This is a genomic window from Pseudomonas sp. AA-38 (assembly GCF_029457475.1).
Classification (GTDB): Bacteria; Pseudomonadota; Gammaproteobacteria; order Pseudomonadales; family Pseudomonadaceae; genus Aquipseudomonas.
Genome location: NZ_CP120359.1, coordinates 699,528 through 721,614, shown reverse-complemented (window position 1 = coordinate 721,614; position 22,087 = coordinate 699,528). Strand labels below are relative to the sequence as shown.

Here is a 22,087-nt window from a genome sequence, read left to right as displayed (position 1 = left end):
CTGCGCGGGCGCTCCTGCTACGAGGTATTTCATGTCCCGCCGCCTGCTCGCCACCCTGTTGCTGACGCTGTGCCTGCCGTTGTCCGCCGCCGAGGTGCGTGAGCTCAACTGGTCCGATCTGATTCCGCCCGATGCCCCACCACAGAAGGTCGACCCAACGCCCATCCACGACCTCTCGCAACTGGCCGACACCCTGTCCGAGGCCGGCCCGGCCGCCGCCCAGCAGTCGCCCGCCGCGCCGGTGGTCAAGGCGCTCGATGGCCAGCACATCAAGCTGCCTGGCTATATCGTGCCGCTGGATGTGACCGACGAAGGTCGCGTCACCGAGTTCCTCCTGGTGCCCTATTTCGGCGCCTGCATCCACGTACCACCGCCACCATCCAACCAGATCGTGCATGTCACCAGCGAGCTGGGGGTGATGCTCGATGCGCTGTACCAACCCTTCTGGGTCGAAGGCCTGGTGAAGGTGGAACACATGAGCAGCGAACTGGCCGAGGTCGGCTACCAGATGGAAGCGGACAAGATCTACGTCTACGAGTTACCCGATAGCTGAAAGCCCGACAGTGACTGACAAAACGTCGCATCTGCCCACGCTCATCTATTGAGCCAGGTCAAAAAGCGAATCGTTGCGTGGCTTAGCATTGAACCCAGCCAAGACACTCGACTCGACTGGAGTTCGCTATGTACAAGTCACTGTTCACCGCCTCACTGCTCGCCCTCGCCATTGCTGCTCCCGTAGCTCAGGCTCACCAAGCCGGCGACATCCTCATCCGTGCCGGCGCCATCACCGTCAACCCGGACGCCGACTCCTCCAGCGTCAAGGTCGACCGCGGCGGCCTGGCCGGCACCAACCTGGGCGGCAAGGCGACCCTGAGCAATGACACCCAGCTCGGTCTGAACTTCGCCTACATGGTCACCGACCACCTGGGCGTCGAACTGCTGGCCGCCACGCCGTTCGAGCATGACGTGAAGATCAAGGGCACCATCCTCGATGCCGCCAACGGCAAGCTGGGTACCCTCAAGCACCTGCCGCCAACCCTGAGCCTGGTGTACTACCCGCTCGATGCCAAGTCGGCCTTCCAGCCGTATCTGGGCGCAGGCATCAACTACACCTGGATCTTCGACGAGCACGTCGGCAGCGAGGCAACCGCCAACGGCTTCGACAACTTCCGCGCCAAGAACTCCTGGGGTCTGGCCTGGCAGGTCGGCGCCGACTACATGCTGACCGACAACCTGCTGATCAACGCCCAGGTGCGCTACATCGACATCGACACCACCGCCTATGTCGACAACACCGCTCTCGGCGTGCGCGCCAAGGTGGACGTGGATGTCGATCCGTACGTCTATATGGTTGGCCTGGGCTACAAGTTCTAAGCCCTCTGCAAACGAAAGAAGCCGGCATCAGCCGGCTTCTTGCATTCTGGGCGCGTGCCCGAAGTCACATACCGAGCAAGCGCGCCAGGCCTTCACGCAGCGGCGTTTGCGCAGGCAGTCGATATTGCGTGCTCAGCCGAGCGATATCGGCACGCGAATGGCGGATGTCGCCCGCACGCGGCGCCAGGTGGCTCACCGGCGGCAAGCCTCCGCACAATGCACCGATCTCGGCCAGCAACTGGTTGAGACTGACCGCCTGGCTCCAGCCGACGTTCACCGGTAGCGGCTCGATGCGCGCATCGGTCAGCGCCTGCAACAACAGCGCTACCAGGTCACCGATGTAGAAGAAATCACGGGTCTGCTCGCCATCGCCGAACACGCTGATCGGCAGCCCCTGCTGAGCGCGCTGGGTGAAGATGCTGATGACGCCGGAATAGGGCGAGGAAGGATCCTGGCGTGGCCCGAAGATATTGAAGAAACGAAAGATCGCCGGTTCCAGGCCATGCTGGCGGCGATAGAAGTCCAGGTAGTGCTCGCTGGCCAGCTTGTCCGAAGCGTAGGGCGTCAAGGGCGCCTTGGCGGTCTCTTCATCGATGGCCACCCCTTCACCATTGTTGCCATACACCGCCGCGCTGGAGGCGAACAGCACACGCCGCACCCCCTGCTGACGCATGGCCTCGCAGACATTCAGGGTGCCGATGAAGTTGCTCTGGTGCGTGGCCACCGGGTCGTCCACCGACGCCTGCACCGAAGCCACGGCAGCCAGGTGCGCCACCGCGCTGCAACCGGCCAGCGCCTCGCCCACCTGACGGGCATCGGCCACGTCGCCTTCGATGAAGCGCAAGCGCGGGTTGTCCAGCGGCAGGTTATCGCGCTTGCCCATGGACAGGTTGTCCAGCACGCGCACGTCATGACCTGCTGCCAGCAGGGCGTCGACCAGGTGCGAGCCGATGAAGCCGGCACCGCCGGTTACGAGAATTTCAGCCATGACGGTAGTAACGATCCAGCAAGGTCGGCAAACCGGCACGCCAGGCGCGCGGCTTGATGCCGAAAGTATGGAAAATCTTCTTGCACGCCAGCACCGCGTGCTGCGGTTCGTCGGCGGCATCCGGGCGGGCGGCATGCGCCTGTGGCGTCACCTCCTCGACCAGATTGCTGCGGTAATGCCGCGCCTCGCTCAGCACCGCCTGGCCCAGGCTCAGCGCCGTGCTCGCCTCGTGCCCACCGTAGTGGTAGGTGCCCCATAGTGGGGATTCGCAGTCGAGCTGCTTGAGCACCGCCAGGGTGACCCGCGCTGCGTCGTCCACCGGGGTCGGATTGCCACGGCGGTCATCGGCCAGGCAGAGCATCTCGTCACGCTCGGCGCGCTGCAGGAAACGCCCGAGTCGGCCATCGCGGCTGTCGTCGAGCAGCCAGCCGAAGCGCAGCAGCACATGCCGCGGACAGATCGCCCGTACGCTCTGCTCCAGACGCCACATGGCCTGACCACGCTGCCCCAGAGGCAGCGGCTCTTCCTTCTCACCGTAGGCGGTGATCCGCGAGCCGTCGAACACCCGATAGCTGGAGGGCTGCAGCAACATGATGCCATGGTGCTGACACAGCTCGGCCAGGCGCTCCACGGCCAGTTCCTGGGTCTGCAGGCGCACCTCGGCCACCGACTCGGCCTGGAACCAGTCGAAGTAATAGGCCAGATTGACCAGTGCATCCGGGCGGGTATCGTCGAGCAGCTCGGTGAGGTTGGTGGCGTTCCAGCCACCTTCCGGCGGGCGTGGCGCCAGGAAGCCGATGTCTTCCTCGGCACCGAGACGGATCAGCGCTTGCCCCAGGGCACTACCGCCGCCCAGCAGCATCAGGCGCATACGCATGGTGGTTGGGGTGACTCCAGAATTGTTCTGCCGGCCGGTATGGCGGCGATGATGATCGATATTTTGCTGGTTTTACCCGGTGTCGTCACCCTGCAATCGCGGGTTGCAATGGATCCTCGACACGTTCACTGGCCTGGTCGAAGGCCTGCTGCGCGCGGGTGATCTCGCTGACGTTGCGCTCCACCCAGTGGTCGATGGCGCGGATCGGCTCGCTGAGCGAATGCCCCAGCGGCGTCAGCGAGTATTCCACCCGTGGCGGCACTTCAGCGTAGGCCTGACGAGCGACCAGGCCGAAACGCTCGAGCCGGCGAAGCGTCTGGATCAGCATCTTTTCCGAAATACCCTCGACACGCCGGCGCAACTCGGCAGTGCGCAAGGTACCGCCGTGCGCCAGGGCATGAATCAGCAGCAGCGACCACTTGTCGGCGATCACCGCGAGAATATGGCGGGCAGGGCAAGCCCCACTGAATACATTGCCGAGGCGAACGGCATCGGGCATCGAAACGACTCCAATACTTACCCAAAGGTGGGTACTTGTCGAAATGAAAGCAAAGAGTAAGCTCTTTCGCGTCCATTCTCCACCCACGCACTCAAGGAATTTCGCATGAAGCTGTACTACAAAGCCGGCGCTTGCTCGCTCTCGCCGCATATCGCCCTGTGCGAAGCCGGTATCGAATTCGAGATGGAAGCCGTCGACCTGCAGACCAAGCGCACCGCCTCGGGCGCCGACTTCACCCAGATCAATGGCAAGGGCTATATCCCCGCCCTGGTACTGGACAACGGCAAGGTGCTGACCGAAGGCGCGGCCATCGTGCAATACATCGCCGACCTCAAACCCGAGAGTGGCCTCGCCCCGGCCAATGGCAGCGAAGCCCGTTACGAACTGCAGAGCTGGCTGAGCTTCATCTCAAGCGAACTGCACAAACCGCTTGGCAGCATGTTCAACCCGGCGCAGAGCGAGGACTGGAGGGCCGCGGCGCAGGCCCTGCTGAGCAAGCGCCTGGACTGGCTGGTCGGCGAACTCGGTGAGCGCGAATTCCTGCTTGGTGATCGCTTCAGCGTGGCCGACGGCTACCTGTTCACCGTGCTGGGCTGGACCGGCATGCTCGGTTTCTCCCTCGACCCATGGCCGAGTTTGCAGGCCTACCGAGCCCGTATCGGCGCCCGCCCAAAGGTGATCGAAGCGCTGAAGGCCGAAGGCCTGATCTGAAGCCAGAAAGAAAAACCCCGATACAAGCTCGGGGTTTTTCTATCGGCTCGATAGCGCGTCAGAACGGAATATCGTCGTCGAAGCTATCGTAGTCCGGAGCCGGCTGCGATTGCTGCGGCGCCGGACGTTCCTGACGCGGAGTCGACTGCTGCGGCTCACGCTGCTGCGGCGCCGGGCGCGATTGACGCGGGGCACCGCCTTCATCACCACCCGGACGACCACCGAGCAACTGCATCTGGCCGTTGATGTCCACCACGATCTCGGTGGTGTAACGATCCTGACCATCCTGCCCCTGCCACTTGCGGGTGCGCAGGCTGCCTTCGACATACACCTGCGAGCCCTTGCGCAGGTACTCACCGGCGATTTCCGCCAGACGCCCGAAGAACACCACGCGGTGCCACTCGGTACGCTCCTGCTGCTGGCCGGTCTGCTTGTCCTTCCAGCTCTCGGAGGTGGCCAGGGTGATGTTGGTCACGGCGTTGCCGTTGGGCATGTAGCGGGTTTCCGGGTCGCCGCCGACGTTGCCGATCAGAATGACTTTGTTAACCCCACGGGCCATAACGTTCTCCTAGGCGTGGCACGCCGTCGGCGCAGAGGAAATCATGCGCTCCAACGACGTGCGATCCACTTGTTGGGTGTCCACTTTGATATAAATGGCCGCTTCATCGACCACCACCACGGCGTCCGCCACTCCCGGCGTCGCCTTGAGGCGTTCGACCAGTCCGGCATCGGCCAGTGCCGCAGCATCGAGCGGCAGACGCAGGCTGGTGACATACGGCGGTTCACGCATAGTAACAGCAATGGCCAGCCAAATCGCACAGAGCAGGGCGCAGCCGATGAACACACCGCTCAGACCGACGTGCTGGTAGAGCCAGCCGCCAAGAATGCCACCCAGGGCCGCACCGAGGAACTGGCTGGTGGAGTAGACCCCCATCGCCGTGCCCTTGCCGCCGGCCGGCGCCACCTTGCTCACCAGCGACGGCAGCGAGGCCTCCAGCAGGTTGAACGCGGTGAAGAACACCACGATGCCCACCACCAGCATCCGCAGGCTGTGACCCAGCACGGCGAAATACAGTTCGCAGACCAGCAGCACCGTCACCGCGCCGAGCAGCACGCGCTTCATCTGCCGCTTCTTCTCGCCATAGATGATGAACGGCACCATACCGAAGAAGCCGATCAGCAGCGCGGTGAGGTACACCCACCAGTGCTGCTCCTTGGGCAGCCCGCCCTGCTCCACCAGCGCCAGCGGCAAGGCCACGAAGCTGGCCATGAGCACGGCATGCAGGGCCAGGATGGCGAAATCCAGGCGCAACAGGTCGGTGTGCTTCAAGGTCGGCCACAACGCCTGGGCCGCCACGCCGGACTCGCGATGCTGCAACGGCCCGGCACTTTTCGGCACGATGCCGGCGACGATGACGATGCCCAGCAGTGCCATGCCCGCCGTGGCCCAGAACAGCCCGGCCAGGCCGAAGGCGCGGGTCAGCAGCGGGCCGACCACCATGGCCACGGCGAACGACAGGCCGATGCTCATGCCGATCATGGCCATGGCCTTGGTGCGATGCTGTTCGCGAGTCAGGTCTGACAACAGCGCCATCACCGCCGCCGAGATGGCCCCGGCGCCCTGCAACACCCGCCCGGCAATCACACCCCAGATCGAGTCGGCATTGGCCGCCAGCACGCTACCGGCGACGAAGATCAGCAGGCCGGCATAGATCACCGGTCGTCGGCCGATACGATCGCTGATGATGCCGAAGGGAATCTGCAGCACGGCCTGGGTCAGACCGTAGGCACCGATGGCCAGGCCAATCAGTGCGGGAGTGCTTCCGGCCAGATCCATGCCGTAAGTAGCCAGCACTGGCAGCACCATGAACATGCCCAGCATGCGGAAGGCGAACACCAGGGCCAAGCCGCCGGCAGCGCGAGTCTCGCTGCCACTCATGCGGTCGCTATGGGAATCGTGCATGAAAAATGCCCCATGAAAAACAGCCGGCGATTCTAGCAGCCCTCACAGCGCCGATACAGGCACTCACTTTGCCGCGGGGTGCCGCCTGCCCCTATACTCGACCGTTTTCCGCTCGCCAAAGGTGGCCAGCACCAGGCCACTCGTCAGCGCTGATGAATGCACCTGCAACCGGCGCGCTGATGGCAACGCAGACAGCTTTTAGAGGTTTTCCAGTGGACAAGATCCTGATTCGTGGCGCCCGCACCCATAACCTCAAGAACATCGACCTGACCCTGCCACGCGACAAGCTGATCGTGATTACCGGCCTGTCCGGTTCCGGCAAGTCGTCGCTGGCCTTCGACACGCTCTACGCCGAGGGCCAGCGCCGTTACGTCGAGTCGCTGTCGGCCTATGCCCGGCAGTTCCTGTCGATGATGGAAAAGCCCGACGTCGATACCATCGAGGGTCTTTCCCCGGCCATTTCCATCGAGCAGAAGTCCACCTCGCACAACCCGCGCTCCACCGTCGGCACCATCACCGAGATCTACGACTACCTGCGTCTACTCTACGCCCGCGTCGGCACGCCGCGCTGCCCGGATCACGACGTACCGCTGGAGGCACAGACCGTCAGCCAGATGGTCGACCAGGTGCTGGCCCTGCCGGAAGGGCGCAAGCTGATGTTGCTCGCCCCGGTGGTGCGCGAACGCAAGGGCGAGCACCTGTCGGTGTTCGAGGAGCTGCGTGCGCAGGGTTTCGTCCGTGCCCGGGTCAACGGCAAGCTGCATGAGCTGGACGAGTTGCCCAAGCTGGACAAGCAGAAGAAGCATAGCATCGACGTGGTGGTGGACCGCTTCAAGGTGCGTGAAGACCTGCAGCAGCGCCTGGCCGAATCCTTCGAGACCGCCCTCGGCCTGGCCGACGGCATCGCCCTGATCGCCCCCATGGATGATGAGGAAGGTGAGGAAATCATCTTCTCCGCGCGCTTCGCCTGCCCGCACTGCGGCCATTCGATCAGCGAGCTGGAACCCAAGCTGTTCTCCTTCAACAACCCGGCCGGTGCCTGCCCGACCTGCGACGGCCTGGGGGTGAAGCAGTTCTTCGACGCCAAGCGCCTGATCAACGGCGAACTGACCCTGGCCGAAGGCGCCATTCGCGGCTGGGACAGGCGCAACGTCTATTACTTCCAGATGCTCGGCTCGCTCTCGAATCACTACGGTTTCAGCCTGGAAGAGCCCTTCGACGAGCTGGCGGCCGAGCACCAGAAGGTGATCCTGTTCGGCAGCGGCACGCAGAGCGTGGACTTCAAGTACCTCAACGACCGCGGCGATATCGTCAAACGCTCGCACCCCTTCGAGGGCATCATCCCCAACCTCGAGCGGCGTTATCGCGAGACCGAGTCGAACAGCGTGCGCGAGGAACTGGCCAAGTTCCTCAGCACCCAGCCCTGCCCCGACTGCCGTGGCACGCGCCTGCGCCGCGAGGCACGGCACGTCTGGGTCGGCGAGAAGACCCTGCCGGCGGTCACCGGCCTGCCGGTGGGCGAGGCCTGCGATTACTTCGGCGAACTGCACCTGAGCGGCCGCCGTGGCGAGATCGCCGAGAAGATCCTCAAGGAAATCCGCGAACGTTTGCAGTTCCTGGTCAACGTCGGCCTCGACTACCTGACCCTGGATCGCAGCGCCGACACCCTGTCCGGCGGCGAGGCCCAGCGTATTCGCCTGGCCAGCCAGATCGGCGCCGGCCTGGTGGGGGTCATGTACATCCTCGACGAGCCGTCCATCGGTCTGCACCAGCGCGACAACGAACGCCTGCTGGCCACCCTCACCCACCTGCGCAACCTGGGCAACACGGTGATCGTGGTGGAGCACGACGAGGACGCCATCCGCCTGGCCGACTACGTGGTGGACATCGGCCCCGGCGCCGGCGTGCATGGCGGGCAGATCGTCTCGCAGGGCACACCCGACCAGGTGATGGCCGACCCGCAGTCGCTGACCGGCAGCTACCTGTCCGGGCGCAAGAAGATCCTTTACCCGGCCACCCGCACCCCGCGCGACAAGAAGAAGTTGCTCAAGCTCAAGGGGGCGCGCGGCAACAACCTGCGCAAGGTCGATCTGGAGATCCCGGTCGGCCTGCTCACCTGCGTCACCGGCGTGTCCGGCTCGGGCAAGTCGACGCTGATCAACAACACCCTGTTCCCCATCACCGCCACCGCGCTGAACGGCGCCACCAGCCTGGAGGCCGCGCCCTACGACTCGTTCGACGGCCTGCAACACCTGGACAAGGTGGTGGACATCGACCAGAGCCCGATCGGCCGCACACCGCGCTCCAACCCGGCCACCTACACCGGCCTGTTCACCCCGATCCGCGAACTGTTCGCCGGCGTGCCGGAGTCGCGCTCGCGCGGTTACGGGCCGGGGCGCTTCTCCTTCAACGTCAAGGGCGGGCGCTGCGAGGCGTGCCAGGGCGACGGCGTGATCAAGGTGGAGATGCACTTCTTGCCGGACATCTACGTGCCCTGCGACGTGTGCAAGGGCAAGCGCTACAACCGTGAAACCCTGGAAGTGAAATACAAGGGCAAGAGCATCACCGAAGTGCTGGACATGACCATCGAGGATGCCCGCGCCTTCTTCGACGCCGTGCCGGCCATCGCCCGCAAGTTGCAGACGTTGATGGACGTCGGCCTGTCCTATATCAAGCTGGGGCAGAGCGCGACCACCCTGTCCGGCGGCGAGGCGCAGCGGGTCAAGCTGAGCCGCGAGCTGAGCAAGCGCGACACCGGCAAGACCCTGTACATCCTCGACGAACCCACCACCGGCCTACACTTCGCCGATATCCAGCAACTGCTCGATGTGCTGCACCGCCTGCGCGACCACGGCAACACCGTGGTGGTGATCGAGCACAACCTGGACGTGATCAAGACCGCCGACTGGCTGGTGGATCTCGGCCCGGAGGGCGGCTCCAAGGGCGGCATGATCATCGCCACCGGCACACCGGAAGAAGTGGCGGCCAATCCGGCTTCGCATACCGGCCACTTCCTCAAGCCGTTGCTGGAACGAGATAGCGGCAAGCGGCAAGCTTCAAGCGGCAAGTAAGAGCAAAAACAAAAAGCCAGAGCATCAGCTCTGGCTTTTTCTTGCAGCTTGCGGCTTGAAGCTCACATCTGACTTTGCAGGTACTTCTCCAGCCCCAGCTTGTCGATCAGTTGCAGTTGGATCTCCAGCCAGTAGGCATGGTCTTCCTCGGTGTCCTTGAGCTGAGCCAGGAGGATGTCGCGGGTCTGGTAATCCTGGTGTTTCTCGCACAGTTCGATGCCCTTGCTCAGGGCCGCACGCACTTCGTACTCCAGGGCCAGATCCAGCTTCAGCGCTTCGGGTACGGTCTGGCCGAACTTGAAGGGGCTCGGCACCATGTCCGGCACGCCTTCGAGAAAGAGAATCCGCTTGAGCAGCGCATCGGCGTGCTGGGTTTCCTCTTCCATCTCGTGATTGATGCGCTCGTAGAGCTTGTCAAAGCCCCAGTCCTCGTACAGCCGCGAGTGGATGAAATACTGGTCGCGCGCGGCCAGTTCACCCTTGAGCAGGTGCTTGAGGTAGTCGATGACTTCGATATGGCCTTTCATGCCGGCAATCCTTGTTGCATTCGAGTGGGCAATGCTCCGCTTGACGGCGCTCATGGTCAAGCAAAAGCACAACGCCTCCACGAGGGAGGCGTTGTGTTTTGCTGACGCACTGCGGTGCGTCATTCAGACTCAGGCCAGGTCGAAGCGATCCAGGTTCATTACCTTGGTCCAGGCAGCGACGAAGTCCTTGACCAGCTTCTCCTTGCCGTCGGCACTGGCGTACACCTCGGCGTAAGCACGCAGTATCGAGTTGGAGCCGAACACCAGATCATTGCGGGTCGCCGTGTATTTAACCGCACCGGTCTTGCGCTCACGCCCCTCGAACACTTCGCTGGAGCTGTCCACGGCCTTCCACTCGGTGCCCATGTCCAGCAGGTTGACGAAGAAGTCGTTGCTCAGTACGCCGACCTTGTCGGTGAATACACCATGCTGGCCACCGTCATGGTTGGCACCCAGTACACGCAGGCCACCGACCAGGGCGGTCAGCTCCGGCGCGGTCAGGGTCAGCATCTGCGCCTTGTCCACCAGCATGGCCTCGGTGGGCACACCCAGGTTGCCCTTGCTGTAGTTGCGGAAGCCATCGGCAACCGGCTCCAGCACATCGAAGGACTCCACATCGGTCTGATCCTGGCGCGCATCGACACGGCCCGGTGCGAAGGGTACGTCCACAGCCACGCCAGCGGCCTGGGCGGCCAGCTCGACACCGACGTTACCGGCCAGCACGATCACATCGGCCAGCGAAGCCTTGCCGGAGGCCTGCTGGATCTCAACCAGCTTCGGCAGCACCTGAATTGCCCGCTGGTTCACGGCCCAGTCCTTCTGCGGCGTCAGTGCCAGGCGCGCACCATTGGCACCACCACGCTTGTCGCCACCACGGAAGGTGGAAGCCGAAGCCCAGGCCACGGACACCAGATCGCCCACCGACAGCCCGGATGCAGCGATCTTCGCCTTCAGCTCGGCGATATCGGCAGCGCTCGGGTTGTGCACGGCAGCCGGCAGCGGGTCTTGCCAGATCAGATCCTCTTTCGGCACTTCCGGGCCCAAGTAACGCGCTTTCGGCCCCATGTCACGGTGGGTCAGCTTGAACCAGGCGCGGGCGAAGGCATCGGCGAAGGACTGCGGATCCTCGTAGAAGCGCTTGGAGATCTTGCCGAACTCCGGATCGAAACGCAGGCTCAGATCGGTGGTGAGCATGGTCGGCTTGTGGAATTTACCCGGCACATGGGCATCGGGAATGATTTCCGGTGCATCCTTGGCCACCCACTGCTTGGCGCCTGCGGGGGAATGGGTCAGCTCCCACTCGAACTTGAACAGGTTCTCGAAGAAGTTGTTGCTCCATAGCGCCGGCGTCTTCGTCCAGGTCACCTCCAGGCCGCTGGAAACGGTGTCCTTGCCATGGCCGCTACCGTAGTTGCTCATCCAGCCCAGGCCTTGCGCCTCAATGGGCGCAGCCTCCGGCTCCGGCCCCTTGTGCGACTCGGGCGCCGCGCCATGGCATTTGCCGAAGGTATGGCCGCCAGCGATCAGCGCAACGATCTCCTCGTCATTCATGGCCATGCGGTAGAAGGTGGCGCGAATGTCCTTGGCCGCCTCCATGTAGTCGCCGCTGGCATTAGGGCCTTCCGGATTCACATAGATCAGGCCCATGTGCGTGGCACCAAAGGGCTCGGCGAGTTCACGCTTTTCATCCACACGCTTGGGATCGACCCCCAGCCAGGCCTCTTCGGCCCCCCAGTTGACGTCCTGATCCGGTTCCCATACGTCCTCACGACCGCCGGCAAAACCGAAGGTACGGAAGCCCATGGTTTCCAGCGCGACGTTACCGGCGAGGATATACAGGTCAGCCCAGGAGATGGACTGGCCATATTTCTGCTTGATCGGCCACAGCAGGCGACGCGACTTGTCGATATTGACGTTGTCCGGCCAGGAGTTCAGCGGGGCAAAACGTTGCTGACCACGGCCACCGCCGCCCCGGCCGTCGGTGGTGCGATAGGTACCGGCGGAGTGCCAGGCCATACGGATGAACTGCGGGCCATAGTGACCGAAGTCCGCCGGCCACCAATCCTGGCTGTCGGTCATCAGCTTGACCAGATCGGCCTTGAGCGCCTTGTAGTCGAGTTTCTTGAAGGCTTCGGCGTAACTGAAGGTTTCGCCCAGCGGGTTGGAGCGGTCGGAATGCTGATTCAGCAGATCCACACGCAGTTGCTTCGGCCACCAATCCCTGTTGGACGTGCCGCCACCGGCGACGTGATTGAATGGACATTTACCTGGGTTCGACATGGTTCTCTCCTTCTCCTCATCGGGTCGACCCTTGGCCTGCAGTCGACTTTGGAACAAGCGTAGCCGCGCTTTGATAAGAGAACCAATATATGAATTCCAAGAAGCCGATAGGTTTTATCTTTATTTGTTTCAGGAACCAAAGAGCAATGGAAAGCATCAGAGCGCCAAGCCCCTGAAACAAAAAAACCGGGCACAGGGCCCGGTTCTTTCTACAACGTGACGCTTACTCGGCAGTTTCTACCGAGCCAGCGACCGGACGGTCAACCAGCTCGACATAAGCCATCGGGGCGTTGTCGCCAGCGCGGAAGCCGCACTTGAGGATGCGCAGGTAGCCGCCGTTACGGGTGGCGTAGCGCTTGCCCAGATCGTTGAACAGCTTGCCGACGATGGCTTTCGAGCGAGTGCGGTCGAAGGCCAGACGACGGTTGGCAACGCTGTCTTCCTTGGCCAGGGTGATCAGCGGCTCGGCAACGCGACGCAGTTCCTTGGCTTTCGGCAGGGTAGTTTTGATCAGCTCGTGCTCGAACAGCGAGACCGCCATGTTCTGGAACATGGCCTTGCGGTGAGCGCTGGTGCGGCTGAGGTGACGGCCACTTTTACGATGACGCATGGTTCAATTCCTTACCAAACTTGTTCGTTCGGTGATGATGACGATCAGGCAGTCGCCTTGTCGTCTTTCTTCAGACTTGCCGGCGGCCAGTTATCGAGGCGCATACCGAGGGACAGACCACGAGAAGCCAGAACGTCCTTGATTTCGGTCAGGGACTTCTTGCCCAGGTTCGGAGTCTTCAACAGCTCTACTTCGGTGCGCTGGATCAGATCGCCGATGTAGTAGATGTTCTCCGCCTTGAGGCAGTTGGCCGAACGCACGGTCAGTTCCAGATCGTCGACAGGGCGCAGCAGGATCGGATCGATCTCGTCTTCCTGCTCGACCACCACCGGCTCGCTATCACCCTTGAGGTCGACGAACGCGGCCAACTGCTGCTGCAGGATGGTCGCGGCACGACGAATGGCCTCTTCAGGGTCGAGGGTGCCGTTGGTTTCCAGATCGAGAACCAGCTTGTCCAGGTTGGTACGCTGCTCGACACGGGCGTTTTCCACCACGTAAGCAACACGGCGAACGGGGCTGAACGAAGCGTCGAGCTGCAAGCGACCAATGCTGCGGCTTTCGTCTTCGTCGCTCTGACGCGCATCGGCCGGCTCGTAACCGCGGCCACGGGCCACGGTGAGCTTCATGTTCAGCGCGCCGTTGTCGGCCAGGTTGGCGATGACGTGGTCGCCGTTGACGATTTCGACATCGTGATCCAGCTGAATATCGGCAGCGGTAACGACGCCCGGGCCCTTCTTGGACAGAGACAGGGTCACTTCGTCACGGCCGTGCAGCTTGATGGCCAGACCTTTCAGGTTCAGGAGGATCTCGATGACATCTTCCTGCACACCTTCGATCGCGGAGTACTCGTGGAGTACGCCATCGATCTCGGCCTCGACCACTGCACAGCCAGGCATGGAGGACAACAGGATGCGACGCAGCGCGTTGCCCAGGGTATGGCCAAAGCCACGCTCGAGAGGCTCGAGGGTGATCTTGGCGCGGGTCGGACTGACCTCCTGCACATCGATGTGGCGGGGGGTCAGGAACTCATTTACCGAAATCTGCATGGATGCACCTATTTTCTAGCCCTTACTTGGAGTAGAGCTCGACAATCAGGCTCTCGTTGATGTCAGCGGACAGATCGCTACGAGCCGGGACGTTCTTGAACACACCCGACTTCTTCTCGGCGTCTACTTCTACCCACTCAACACGGCCGCGTTGGGCGCAGAGCTCGAGAGCCTGAGCGATGCGCAGCTGGTTGCGCGACTTCTCGCGAACAGCAACGACGTCGCCAGCCTTAACCTGGTAGGACGGTACGTTTACGGTCTTACCGTTGACGCTGATCGCTTTGTGCGAAACTAGCTGACGGGACTCGGCACGAGTGGCGCCAAAACCCATACGGTAAACCACGTTATCCAGACGGCACTCCAGCAGTTGCAGCAGGTTTTCGCCGGTGGCGCCCTTCTGGCTGGCAGCTTGCTTGTAGTAACCACTGAACTGACGCTCCAGCACGCCGTAGATACGACGGACTTTCTGCTTCTCACGGAGCTGGGTGCCGTAGTCGGATTGACGACCGCGACGCTGACCGTGGATGCCGGGAGCGGATTCGATATTGCATTTGGATTCCAGCGCGCGAACACCGCTCTTCAGGAAGAGATCGGTGCCTTCACGGCGAGACAGTTTGCACTTGGGACCAATGTAACGAGCCATTTCTCACTGTCTCCTGTTTACACGCGACGCTTCTTCGGCGGACGGCACCCGTTGTGCGGGATGGGCGTCACGTCGGTGATGCTGGCGATTTTGTAGCCGCAGGCGTTCAGAGCACGCACAGCGGATTCGCGACCCGGGCCCGGGCCCTTGACGTTCACGTCGAGGTTCTTCAGGCCATACTCCAGGGCGGCCTGACCGGCACGCTCGGCGGCGATCTGGGCAGCGAACGGAGTGGACTTACGCGAGCCGCGGAAACCCGAACCACCAGAGGTAGCCCAGGACAGGGCGTTACCCTGACGGTCGGTAATGGTCACGATGGTGTTGTTGAAAGACGCGTGGATGTGGGCGATGCCATCGACCACCGTCTTTTTGACTTTCTTACGAGTACGAGCAGCAGGTTTTGCCATGACTAGATTCCTGTCGATTCGCGAATGCGATTACTTGCGGATCGGCTTACGCGGGCCCTTACGGGTGCGAGCGTTGGTCTTGGTGCGCTGACCGCGAACCGGCAGACCTTTACGATGACGCAGGCCGCGGTAGCAACCCAGATCCATCAAGCGCTTGATCTTCATATTCACTTCACGACGCAGGTCGCCTTCGGTATTCACCTTGGCTACTTCGCCACGCAGTTGCTCGATCTGCTCGTCAGTCAGATCCTTGATTTTCGCAGCCGGATTTACGCCGGTAGCGGCACAGATTTTCTGTGCAGTGGTGCGACCAACACCATAGATGTAGGTCAGCGAGATAACAGTGTGCTTGTTATCCGGAATGTTAACGCCTGCAATACGGGCCATTCAGTGGAACTCCAATTGACAGCTACCTACGCCCCGGAAGCCAAGAAATAGGGCGCGAGATATTAACGCTGTAAAAACAAATAATCAACCCGGCAGCGCACTAGCTGCCGGGCTTATCACGCGTGGTTCACACTCAGCCTTGGCGCTGCTTGTGACGCGGCTCTGCGCTGCAGATCACCCGCACGACACCTTCGCGACGGATAATTTTGCAGTTACGGCACAGCTTTTTCACCGATGCACGAACTTTCATTACCAACTCCTCGAACCTTACGGGTGGATCAGCGGAGCATGCCGCTGCCATAACCCTTCAGGTTGGCTTTCTTCATCAGGGAATCGTACTGGTGAGACACGAGGTGCGATTGCACTTGGGACATGAAGTCCATGACAACCACGACCACGATCAGCAACGAGGTCCCGCCAAGGTAGAACGGAACGTTGGCCGCCACCACCAGGAACTGGGGCAGCAGGCACACGGCCGTCATGTACAGAGCACCGAACATGGTCAAACGGGTCAGAACGCCATCGATATAGCGCGCCGACTGCTCGCCCGGACGGATACCCGGAATAAAGGCACCGGACTTCTTCAGGTTTTCCGCTACGTCTTTCGGGTTGAACATCAGCGCCGTGTAGAAGAAGCAGAAGAAAATGATCCCTGCACTAAACAGCAAGATGTTCAACGGCTGACCGGGAGCGATCGCCTGCGCAATGTCCTGCAACCAGCCCAGACCTTCGGACTGACCGAACCAGGAACCCAGCGAAGCCGGGAACAGCAGAAGGCTGCTGGCGAAAATGGCCGGAATCACACCCGCCATGTTCACCTTCAACGGCAGGTGACTGGTCTGCGCAGCGAAGACCTTGCGGCCCTGCTGACGCTTGGCGTAGTGCACCGCAATGCGGCGCTGACCACGCTCGATGAACACCACGAAAGCGATGATCGCCACAGCCAGCAGAGCGATGGCAACCAGAGCGAAGATATTGATATCGCCCTGACGCGCAGACTCGAAAGACTGCCCGATCGCCCTCGGCAGACCGGCCACGATGCCAGCGAAGATCAGCATCGAGATACCGTTGCCGACACCGCGCTCGGTGATCTGCTCGCCCAGCCACATCATGAACATCGCGCCCGCCACGAAAGTGGTGACCGCCACGAAGTGGAAACCGAAACCGACCGAGAACGCGACGCCCTGACTGGCCAGCCCCACGGACATGCCGGTGGCCTGTACCAATGCCAGGACGAGAGTGCCGTAGCGGGTGTACTGGCTGATCTTGCGACGGCCAGCTTCACCTTCCTTCTTCAACTGCTCCAGCTGCGGGCTGACGGCGGTCATCGGCTGCATGATGATCGAAGCCGAGATGTACGGCATGATCCCCAGTGCAAAGATGCTCATCCGCTCCAGCGCGCCGCCGGAAAACATGTTGAACAAGCTAAGAATGGTCCCCTCATTCTGGCGGAACAAGTCCGCCAGGCGGTCCGGGTTAATGCCGGGCACCGGGATGTGCGCGCCTATCCGATAGACGATGATCGCCAGGAACAGAAAACGCAGACGAGCCCAGAGTTCGGACAACCCGCCACCTGCCAACGCAGAGAGAGCACCTTGCTTAGCCATTTAGTCCTCGAACTTACCGCCATCTGCTTCGATAGCCGCACGCGCACCCTTGGTGGCAGCGATACCTTTCAGGGTGACCGCACGGGTAACCTCGCCGGACAGCATGACTTTCACACGCTGTACGTGATGGCCAACCAGATTGGCATCCTTCAGAGCCTGCAGAGTGACGACACCTTCGACCTTGTTCAGCTCGGAGGTACGCACTTCGGCGCGATCCATAGCCTTCAGGGAAACGAAGCCGAACTTCGGCAGACGGCGGTGCAACGGCTGTTGACCACCCTCGAAGCCCGGAGCGATGGAACCACCGGAGCGGGAGGTTTGACCCTTGTGGCCACGGCCACCGGTCTTGCCCAGACCGCTACCGATGCCACGGCCCGGACGGTGCTTTTCGCGACGGGCACCCGGCGCGGAACGCAGATCGTTCAGTTGCATGATTAACCCTCCACCTTCAGCAGGTAGTAAGCCTTGTTGATCATGCCGCGGTTTTCAGGAGTGTCCTGAACTTCGACGGTGTGACCAATGCGACGCAGGCCCAGGCCCTTGACGCAAGCTTTGTGATTGGCCAGACGGCCATTGGTGCTCTTGATCAGAGTCACTTTGACGGTGTTAGCCATGGTTAGAGAATCTCCTCGACGCTCTTGCCACGCTTGGCCGCAACGGACGCAGGGGATTGCATGGCCTTCAGACCTTCGAAAGTGGCATGCACCACGTTCACCGGGTTGGTGGAGCCGTAGCACTTGGCCAGAACGTTCTGTACGCCAGCCACTTCCAGCACGGCACGCATGGCGCCGCCGGCGATGATGCCGGTACCTTCGGATGCCGGCTGCATGTACACCTTGGAGGCGCCATGAGCGGACTTGACCGGGTACTGCAGGGTGGTGCCGTTCAGATCCACCTGGATCATGTTGCGACGCGCAGCTTCCATCGCCTTCTGGATGGCAGCCGGTACTTCACGGGACTTGCCACGGCCGAAACCGACGCGACCCTTGCCATCACCTACCACGGTCAGCGCGGTGAAGGTGAAGATACGGCCGCCTTTAACGGTCTTGGCAACGCGGTTCACCTGAACCAGCTTCTCGATGTAGCCTTCGTCGCGCTTTTGGTCGTTATTTGCCATAACTTAGAACTCCAGCCCGCCTTCACGAGCAGCATCGGCCAGCGCCTTGACGCGACCGTGGTACTTGAAGCCAGAACGGTCGAATGCAACCTGGGTCACACCAGCGGCTTTCGCACGCTCGGCTACCAGCTGACCAACTTTCTTGGCGGCGTCGACGTTGCCAGTGGCGCCGTCGCGCAGTGCTTTGTCCAAAGTCGAGGCACTGGCCAGGACCTTGCTGCCGTCGGCCGAGATGACCTGGGCATAGATGTGCTGCGAGGAGCGGTACACGCACAGACGCACGGCTTCGAGCTCGTGCATTTTCAGGCGTGCTTTGCGAGCGCGACGCAGACGAGTAACTTTTTTCTCGTTCATATCTCAGCCCCTTACTTCTTCTTGGCTTCTTTACGACGGACGACTTCATCCGCGTAACGAACACCCTTGCCCTTGTACGGCTCAGGACGACGGAAATCACGGATTTCCGCAGCTACCTGACCCACCATCTGCTTGTCGATACCCTTGATCAGGATCTCGGTCTGGTTCGGGGTTTCGGCCACGACGCCTGCCGGCAGTTCGTAGTCGATCGGGTGGGAGAAGCCCAGAGCGAGGTTCAGCACCTGACCTTTGGCCTGAGCTTTGTAGCCCACGCCGACCAGTTGCAGCTTACGCTCGAAGCCTTGGCTGACACCGATGACCATGTTGTTGACCAGGGCACGAGTAGTACCGGCCATGGCGCGGTTCTGCTGATCGCCATTACGAGCGGCGAAACGCAGCTCGGAGCCTTCCTGGATCACTTCCACGGACGAGTGAACGTTCAGTTCCAGAGCGCCCTTGGCACCCTTGACCGAAAGCTGCTGACCGGCGAGTTTGACCTCGACACCGGCAGGCAGCACGACGGGGTTCTTAGCAACGCGAGACATGCTTATCCCCCCTTAGAACACGGTGCAGAGCACTTCGCCGCCGACACCGGCAGCGCGCGCAGCGCGATCCGTCATCACACCCTTGTTGGTGGAGACGATGGAAACACCGAGACCGCCGCGTACCTTCGGCAGGTCATCGACGGATTTGTATTGACGAAGGCCGGGACGGCTCACGCGCTTGACTTCCTCGATGACCGGACGGCCCTCGAAGTACTTCAGCTCGATGGACAACTGCGGCTTGGCTTCGCCATTGACTTCGTAACCCGCAATGTAACCTTCGTCCTTCAGAACCTTGGCTACAGCCACCTTCAGAGTGGAAGACGGCATGCTTACGACGGACTTTTCAGCCATCTGGGCATTACGGATACGAGTTAGCATGTCCGCTAACGGGTCCTGCATACTCATGGGCTAGACGCTCCTGATACAAAAAGAACAGCCAGAAGGCTGTGGGATCATCCAAAAGCTCGGCACGCAAATACCAGGCTCAGGAGAGCCGGACATTCTAGAGACCGATCAAAAATGAATCAAGCCCCAAAAGGGGCTTGTTCACATAAAGACAAAGCCGGCACTAGGCCGGCTTCGCTTTTTTACTACGCCTTACCAGCTGGCTTTCACCAGGCCCGGTACGTCACCGCGCATGGCGGCTTCGCGCAGCTTGTTACGCGACAGACCGAACTTGCGGTAAACGCCGTGCGGACGGCCGGTGATGCGGCAGCGGTTACGCAGGCGCGAGGCGCTGGCGTCACGCGGCTGCTTCTGCAGGGCGACCTGGGCTTCCCAACGAGCTTCCGGAGTGGAGTTCGGGTTGGCGATGATCGCTTTCAGCTCGGCACGCTTCTTGGCGTACTTGGCAACCGTCTGCTGACGCTTCAGCTCGCGGTTCTTCATGCTTGTCTTGGCCATTTGTCCAGACTCCGATCAGTTGCGGAACGGGAAGTTGAAAGCACGCAGCAGAGCGCGGCCTTCATCATCGTTACGGGCAGTGGTAGTCAGGGTGATGTCCAGACCACGCAGCGCATCGATCTTGTCGTAATCGATTTCCGGGAAGATGATCTGCTCTTTCACGCCCATGCTGTAGTTGCCACGGCCGTCGAAGGACTTGGCATTCAGGCCGCGGAAGTCACGCACGCGCGGCAGGGAGATGGACAGCAGACGATCCAGGAACTCGTACATACGCTCGCGACGCAGAGTGACCTTGACGCCAATCGGCCAGCCCTCACGAACCTTGAAACCTGCGATCGACTTGCGGGCATGAGTCACGACGACTTTCTGACCGGTGATCTTCTCGAGGTCGGCAACGGCGTTCTCGATGACTTTCTTGTCACCGATCGCTTCGCCCAGGCCCATGTTCAGGGTGATTTTGGTGATGCGCGGAACTTCCATCACGTTCGCCAGCTTCAGTTCTTCCTTCAGCTTGGGCGCGATTTCCTTCCGGTAAATCTCTTTCAGTCGTGCCATGGTGTTCTACCTATGATTCTCAAGCGCCAACCGGCTTCTGGGTGGACTTGAAGACACGAATTTTCTTGCCGTCTTCAACCTTGAAGCCAACGCGATCAGCCTTGTTGGTTTCAGAGTTGAAGATGGCAACGTTGGAAGCGTGCAGTGGCGCTTCTTTCTCGACGATACCGCCCTGAACGCCCGACATCGGGTTCGGCTTGGTATGACGCTTCACCAGGTTGATGCCACCGACGACCAGACGGTCGTCAGCGAGAACCTTGAGCACCTTACCGCGCTTACCTTTGTCTTTGCCGGCGATCACGATGATCTCGTCGTCACGACGAATCTTTTGCATGTCGGATCTCCTTAAAGCACTTCAGGGGCGAGCGAGACGATCTTCATGAACTTCTCGGAACGCAGTTCACGGGTCACTGGCCCGAAAATACGGGTACCGATCGGCTCTTGCTTGTTGTTCAGCAGAACAGCAGCGTTGCCGTCGAAGCGGATGATCGAACCATCGGCACGGCGAACGCCGTGACGGGTACGAACGACCACTGCGGTCATGACCTGACCTTTCTTCACCTTGCCGCGCGGAATTGCTTCCTTGACGGTGACCTTGATGATGTCGCCGATGCCGGCGTAGCGACGATGGGAGCCGCCCAGCACCTTGATGCACATCACACGACGTGCACCACTGTTGTCAGCCACATCGAGCATGGATTGAGTCTGAATCATAAAATTTCTCCGACCCCTAGCCCTTAGACTTCGACTGCGCGTTCAACGACTTCAACCAGGGCCCAGGACTTGGTCTTGGACTGCGGGCGGGTCTCACGGATGGAGACGAAATCGCCGATCTTGCACTGGTTGTTTTCGTCGTGAGCGTGCAGCTTGGTCGAACGCTTGACGTATTTACCGTAGATCGGGTGCTTGACGCGACGCTCGATCAGAACGGTGATGGTCTTGTCCATCTTGTCGCTGACAACACGGCCGGTCAGCGTACGGACTGTTTTTTCAACTTCGGCCATGATTACTTACCTGCCTGCTGGCTGAGGACAGTCTTGACGCGAGCGATGTCGCGCTTCACTTGCGAGAGCAGGTGAGTCTGCCCCAGTTGGCCAGTCGCCTTCTGCATACGCAGATTGAACTGGTCGCGCAGCAGGCCGAGCAGTTGCTCGTTCAGCTGTTGCGCGCTTTTTTCACGAAGTTCGGTCGCTTTCATCACATCACCGTCCGCTTAACAAAGGTGGTGGCGAGCGGCAGCTTTGCAGCAGCCAGGGCGAAAGCCTCGCGCGCCAACTCTTCGGATACGCCTTCGATCTCGTACAGGACCTTGCCCGGTTGGATCTGGGCTACCCAGTACTCGACGCCACCCTTACCTTTACCCATACGCACCTCGAGAGGCTTCTTGGTAACCGGCTTGTCCGGGAAGACGCGGATCCAGATCTTGCCGCCACGCTTAACGTGACGGGTCAGAGCACGACGAGCGGACTCGATCTGACGAGCGGTGAGACGACCGCGGGCAACGGACTTCAGCGCGAATTCGCCGAAGCTCACTTTGCTACCGCGCTGAGCCAGACCACGGTTGTGGCCGGTCATCTGCTTGCGGAACTTCGTACGCTTTGGTTGCAACATGATGCGTACTCC

At 61.3% G+C, this 22,087-nt stretch carries 31 protein-coding genes; 4 read left to right on the top strand and 27 right to left on the bottom strand.

Annotated features, from left to right (window positions below; genetic code table 11):
* Positions 1 to 31: 31 nt before the first annotated feature.
* Positions 32 to 553, top strand: a complete 522-nt coding sequence (locus PVE35_RS03280) for a DUF3299 domain-containing protein (RefSeq protein ID WP_268181196.1) — start codon at positions 32 to 34, stop codon at positions 551 to 553.
* A gap of 128 nt (positions 554 to 681) precedes the next feature.
* Entirely contained in the window at positions 682 to 1,374 is a 693-nt protein-coding gene (locus PVE35_RS03275) for an OmpW family outer membrane protein (protein ID WP_268181194.1), read from the top strand.
* 64 nt (positions 1,375 to 1,438) lie between these two features.
* Here PVE35_RS03275 and PVE35_RS03270 read toward each other — a convergent pair whose 3' ends face one another.
* The 3 genes from PVE35_RS03270 to PVE35_RS03260 all read right to left on the bottom strand — a co-directional run bounded on the left by PVE35_RS03270 (position 1,439) and on the right by PVE35_RS03260 (position 3,738).
* On the bottom strand, positions 1,439 to 2,362 hold the full coding sequence (locus PVE35_RS03270; RefSeq protein ID WP_277373798.1) for an NAD-dependent epimerase/dehydratase family protein: 924 nt from the start codon (positions 2,360 to 2,362) through the stop codon (positions 1,439 to 1,441).
* On the bottom strand, positions 2,355 to 3,239 hold the full coding sequence (locus PVE35_RS03265) for a sugar nucleotide-binding protein (RefSeq protein WP_268181190.1): 885 nt from the start codon (positions 3,237 to 3,239) through the stop codon (positions 2,355 to 2,357). The genes PVE35_RS03270 and PVE35_RS03265 overlap by 8 nt, the downstream gene beginning before the upstream one ends.
* Before the next feature lie 85 nt (positions 3,240 to 3,324).
* Complete coding sequence (locus tag PVE35_RS03260; RefSeq protein WP_268181188.1) at positions 3,325 to 3,738, bottom strand: helix-turn-helix domain-containing protein; 414 nt, start codon at positions 3,736 to 3,738, stop codon at positions 3,325 to 3,327.
* Between the two features lie 105 nt (positions 3,739 to 3,843).
* On the opposite strand from PVE35_RS03260, the gene gstA reads away from it, so the two are divergent.
* Positions 3,844 to 4,449 (top strand): glutathione transferase GstA, encoded by a 606-nt coding sequence (gene gstA, locus PVE35_RS03255; RefSeq protein ID WP_277373797.1) that lies wholly within the window; start codon positions 3,844 to 3,846, stop codon positions 4,447 to 4,449.
* 58 nt (positions 4,450 to 4,507) lie between these two features.
* On the opposite strand, the gene ssb is transcribed toward gstA, so the two are convergent.
* Positions 4,508 to 5,008 carry a single-stranded DNA-binding protein gene (gene ssb, locus PVE35_RS03250; RefSeq protein WP_268181186.1) on the bottom strand — a complete coding sequence of 167 codons (501 nt, stop codon included), beginning with the start codon at positions 5,006 to 5,008 and terminating at the stop codon, positions 4,508 to 4,510.
* Positions 5,009 to 5,017: 9 nt separating this feature from the next.
* Complete coding sequence (locus PVE35_RS03245) at positions 5,018 to 6,412, bottom strand: MFS transporter (RefSeq protein WP_268181185.1); 1,395 nt, start codon at positions 6,410 to 6,412, stop codon at positions 5,018 to 5,020.
* A gap of 212 nt (positions 6,413 to 6,624) precedes the next feature.
* On the opposite strand from PVE35_RS03245, the gene uvrA reads away from it, so the two are divergent.
* Positions 6,625 to 9,483, top strand: a complete 2,859-nt coding sequence (gene uvrA, locus PVE35_RS03240; RefSeq protein WP_277373796.1) for an excinuclease ABC subunit UvrA — start codon at positions 6,625 to 6,627, stop codon at positions 9,481 to 9,483.
* Positions 9,484 to 9,545: 62 nt separating this feature from the next.
* Here uvrA and bfr read toward each other — a convergent pair whose 3' ends face one another.
* The 22 genes from bfr to rplP all read right to left on the bottom strand — a co-directional run bounded on the left by bfr (position 9,546) and on the right by rplP (position 22,075).
* Positions 9,546 to 10,010 carry a bacterioferritin gene (bfr, locus tag PVE35_RS03235; protein ID WP_268181183.1) on the bottom strand — a complete coding sequence of 155 codons (465 nt, stop codon included), beginning with the start codon at positions 10,008 to 10,010 and terminating at the stop codon, positions 9,546 to 9,548.
* A gap of 129 nt (positions 10,011 to 10,139) precedes the next feature.
* On the bottom strand, positions 10,140 to 12,290 hold the full coding sequence (gene katG, locus PVE35_RS03230) for a catalase/peroxidase HPI (protein WP_268181181.1): 2,151 nt from the start codon (positions 12,288 to 12,290) through the stop codon (positions 10,140 to 10,142).
* A 223-nt stretch (positions 12,291 to 12,513) separates the two neighbouring features.
* Positions 12,514 to 12,900 (bottom strand): 50S ribosomal protein L17, encoded by a 387-nt coding sequence (rplQ, locus tag PVE35_RS03225; RefSeq protein WP_277373794.1) that lies wholly within the window; start codon positions 12,898 to 12,900, stop codon positions 12,514 to 12,516.
* 44 nt (positions 12,901 to 12,944) lie between these two features.
* Positions 12,945 to 13,946, bottom strand: a complete 1,002-nt coding sequence (rpoA, locus tag PVE35_RS03220) for a DNA-directed RNA polymerase subunit alpha (protein ID WP_268181178.1) — start codon at positions 13,944 to 13,946, stop codon at positions 12,945 to 12,947.
* 22 nt (positions 13,947 to 13,968) lie between these two features.
* Complete coding sequence (rpsD, locus tag PVE35_RS03215) at positions 13,969 to 14,589, bottom strand: 30S ribosomal protein S4 (RefSeq protein WP_268181176.1); 621 nt, start codon at positions 14,587 to 14,589, stop codon at positions 13,969 to 13,971.
* Between the two features lie 17 nt (positions 14,590 to 14,606).
* Positions 14,607 to 14,996 carry a 30S ribosomal protein S11 gene (gene rpsK, locus PVE35_RS03210; protein WP_003243933.1) on the bottom strand — a complete coding sequence of 130 codons (390 nt, stop codon included), beginning with the start codon at positions 14,994 to 14,996 and terminating at the stop codon, positions 14,607 to 14,609.
* Between the two features lie 30 nt (positions 14,997 to 15,026).
* Positions 15,027 to 15,383: a 30S ribosomal protein S13 gene (gene rpsM / locus PVE35_RS03205; protein ID WP_012019780.1), complete on the bottom strand. Its 357-nt coding sequence runs from the start codon at positions 15,381 to 15,383 to the stop codon at positions 15,027 to 15,029.
* A gap of 133 nt (positions 15,384 to 15,516) precedes the next feature.
* Positions 15,517 to 15,633 carry a 50S ribosomal protein L36 gene (rpmJ, locus tag PVE35_RS03200; RefSeq protein ID WP_002555468.1) on the bottom strand — a complete coding sequence of 39 codons (117 nt, stop codon included), beginning with the start codon at positions 15,631 to 15,633 and terminating at the stop codon, positions 15,517 to 15,519.
* Positions 15,634 to 15,661: 28 nt separating this feature from the next.
* Positions 15,662 to 16,990, bottom strand: coding sequence for a preprotein translocase subunit SecY (secY, locus tag PVE35_RS03195; RefSeq protein ID WP_277373789.1), 1,329 nt, complete (start codon positions 16,988 to 16,990; stop codon positions 15,662 to 15,664).
* Positions 16,991 to 17,422, bottom strand: a complete 432-nt coding sequence (gene rplO / locus PVE35_RS03190) for a 50S ribosomal protein L15 (protein WP_277373788.1) — start codon at positions 17,420 to 17,422, stop codon at positions 16,991 to 16,993.
* A 2-nt stretch (positions 17,423 to 17,424) separates the two neighbouring features.
* On the bottom strand, positions 17,425 to 17,604 hold the full coding sequence (gene rpmD / locus PVE35_RS03185) for a 50S ribosomal protein L30 (RefSeq protein ID WP_159973761.1): 180 nt from the start codon (positions 17,602 to 17,604) through the stop codon (positions 17,425 to 17,427).
* A 2-nt stretch (positions 17,605 to 17,606) separates the two neighbouring features.
* Positions 17,607 to 18,107 carry a 30S ribosomal protein S5 gene (gene rpsE / locus PVE35_RS03180; protein WP_268181171.1) on the bottom strand — a complete coding sequence of 167 codons (501 nt, stop codon included), beginning with the start codon at positions 18,105 to 18,107 and terminating at the stop codon, positions 17,607 to 17,609.
* A gap of 3 nt (positions 18,108 to 18,110) precedes the next feature.
* Positions 18,111 to 18,461 carry a 50S ribosomal protein L18 gene (gene rplR / locus PVE35_RS03175; RefSeq protein WP_268181169.1) on the bottom strand — a complete coding sequence of 117 codons (351 nt, stop codon included), beginning with the start codon at positions 18,459 to 18,461 and terminating at the stop codon, positions 18,111 to 18,113.
* An 11-nt stretch (positions 18,462 to 18,472) separates the two neighbouring features.
* The gene (gene rplF / locus PVE35_RS03170) at positions 18,473 to 19,006 is read right to left on the bottom strand and encodes a 50S ribosomal protein L6 (protein WP_277373786.1); all 534 of its coding nucleotides are present in this window, start codon (positions 19,004 to 19,006) and stop codon (positions 18,473 to 18,475) included.
* Positions 19,007 to 19,018: 12 nt separating this feature from the next.
* Entirely contained in the window at positions 19,019 to 19,411 is a 393-nt protein-coding gene (rpsH, locus tag PVE35_RS03165; protein WP_003243915.1) for a 30S ribosomal protein S8, read from the bottom strand.
* 192 nt (positions 19,412 to 19,603) lie between these two features.
* Positions 19,604 to 19,909, bottom strand: a complete 306-nt coding sequence (gene rpsN / locus PVE35_RS03160) for a 30S ribosomal protein S14 (protein WP_003243912.1) — start codon at positions 19,907 to 19,909, stop codon at positions 19,604 to 19,606.
* A 15-nt stretch (positions 19,910 to 19,924) separates the two neighbouring features.
* Entirely contained in the window at positions 19,925 to 20,464 is a 540-nt protein-coding gene (rplE, locus tag PVE35_RS03155) for a 50S ribosomal protein L5 (RefSeq protein WP_003243911.1), read from the bottom strand.
* Positions 20,465 to 20,483: 19 nt separating this feature from the next.
* Positions 20,484 to 20,798: a 50S ribosomal protein L24 gene (gene rplX, locus PVE35_RS03150; protein ID WP_003463290.1), complete on the bottom strand. Its 315-nt coding sequence runs from the start codon at positions 20,796 to 20,798 to the stop codon at positions 20,484 to 20,486.
* Between the two features lie 11 nt (positions 20,799 to 20,809).
* Positions 20,810 to 21,178, bottom strand: coding sequence for a 50S ribosomal protein L14 (gene rplN, locus PVE35_RS03145; protein WP_003243907.1), 369 nt, complete (start codon positions 21,176 to 21,178; stop codon positions 20,810 to 20,812).
* A gap of 23 nt (positions 21,179 to 21,201) precedes the next feature.
* A complete protein-coding gene (rpsQ, locus tag PVE35_RS03140) occupies positions 21,202 to 21,468 on the bottom strand; it encodes a 30S ribosomal protein S17 (RefSeq protein ID WP_268181164.1) in 267 nt (88 codons plus the stop codon).
* 2 nt (positions 21,469 to 21,470) lie between these two features.
* Complete coding sequence (gene rpmC, locus PVE35_RS03135) at positions 21,471 to 21,662, bottom strand: 50S ribosomal protein L29 (protein WP_268181162.1); 192 nt, start codon at positions 21,660 to 21,662, stop codon at positions 21,471 to 21,473.
* The gene (rplP, locus tag PVE35_RS03130; protein ID WP_003243901.1) at positions 21,662 to 22,075 is read right to left on the bottom strand and encodes a 50S ribosomal protein L16; all 414 of its coding nucleotides are present in this window, start codon (positions 22,073 to 22,075) and stop codon (positions 21,662 to 21,664) included. Before rplP ends, rpmC begins: the two co-directional genes overlap by 1 nt.
* Between the last annotated feature and the right edge of the window lie 12 nt (positions 22,076 to 22,087).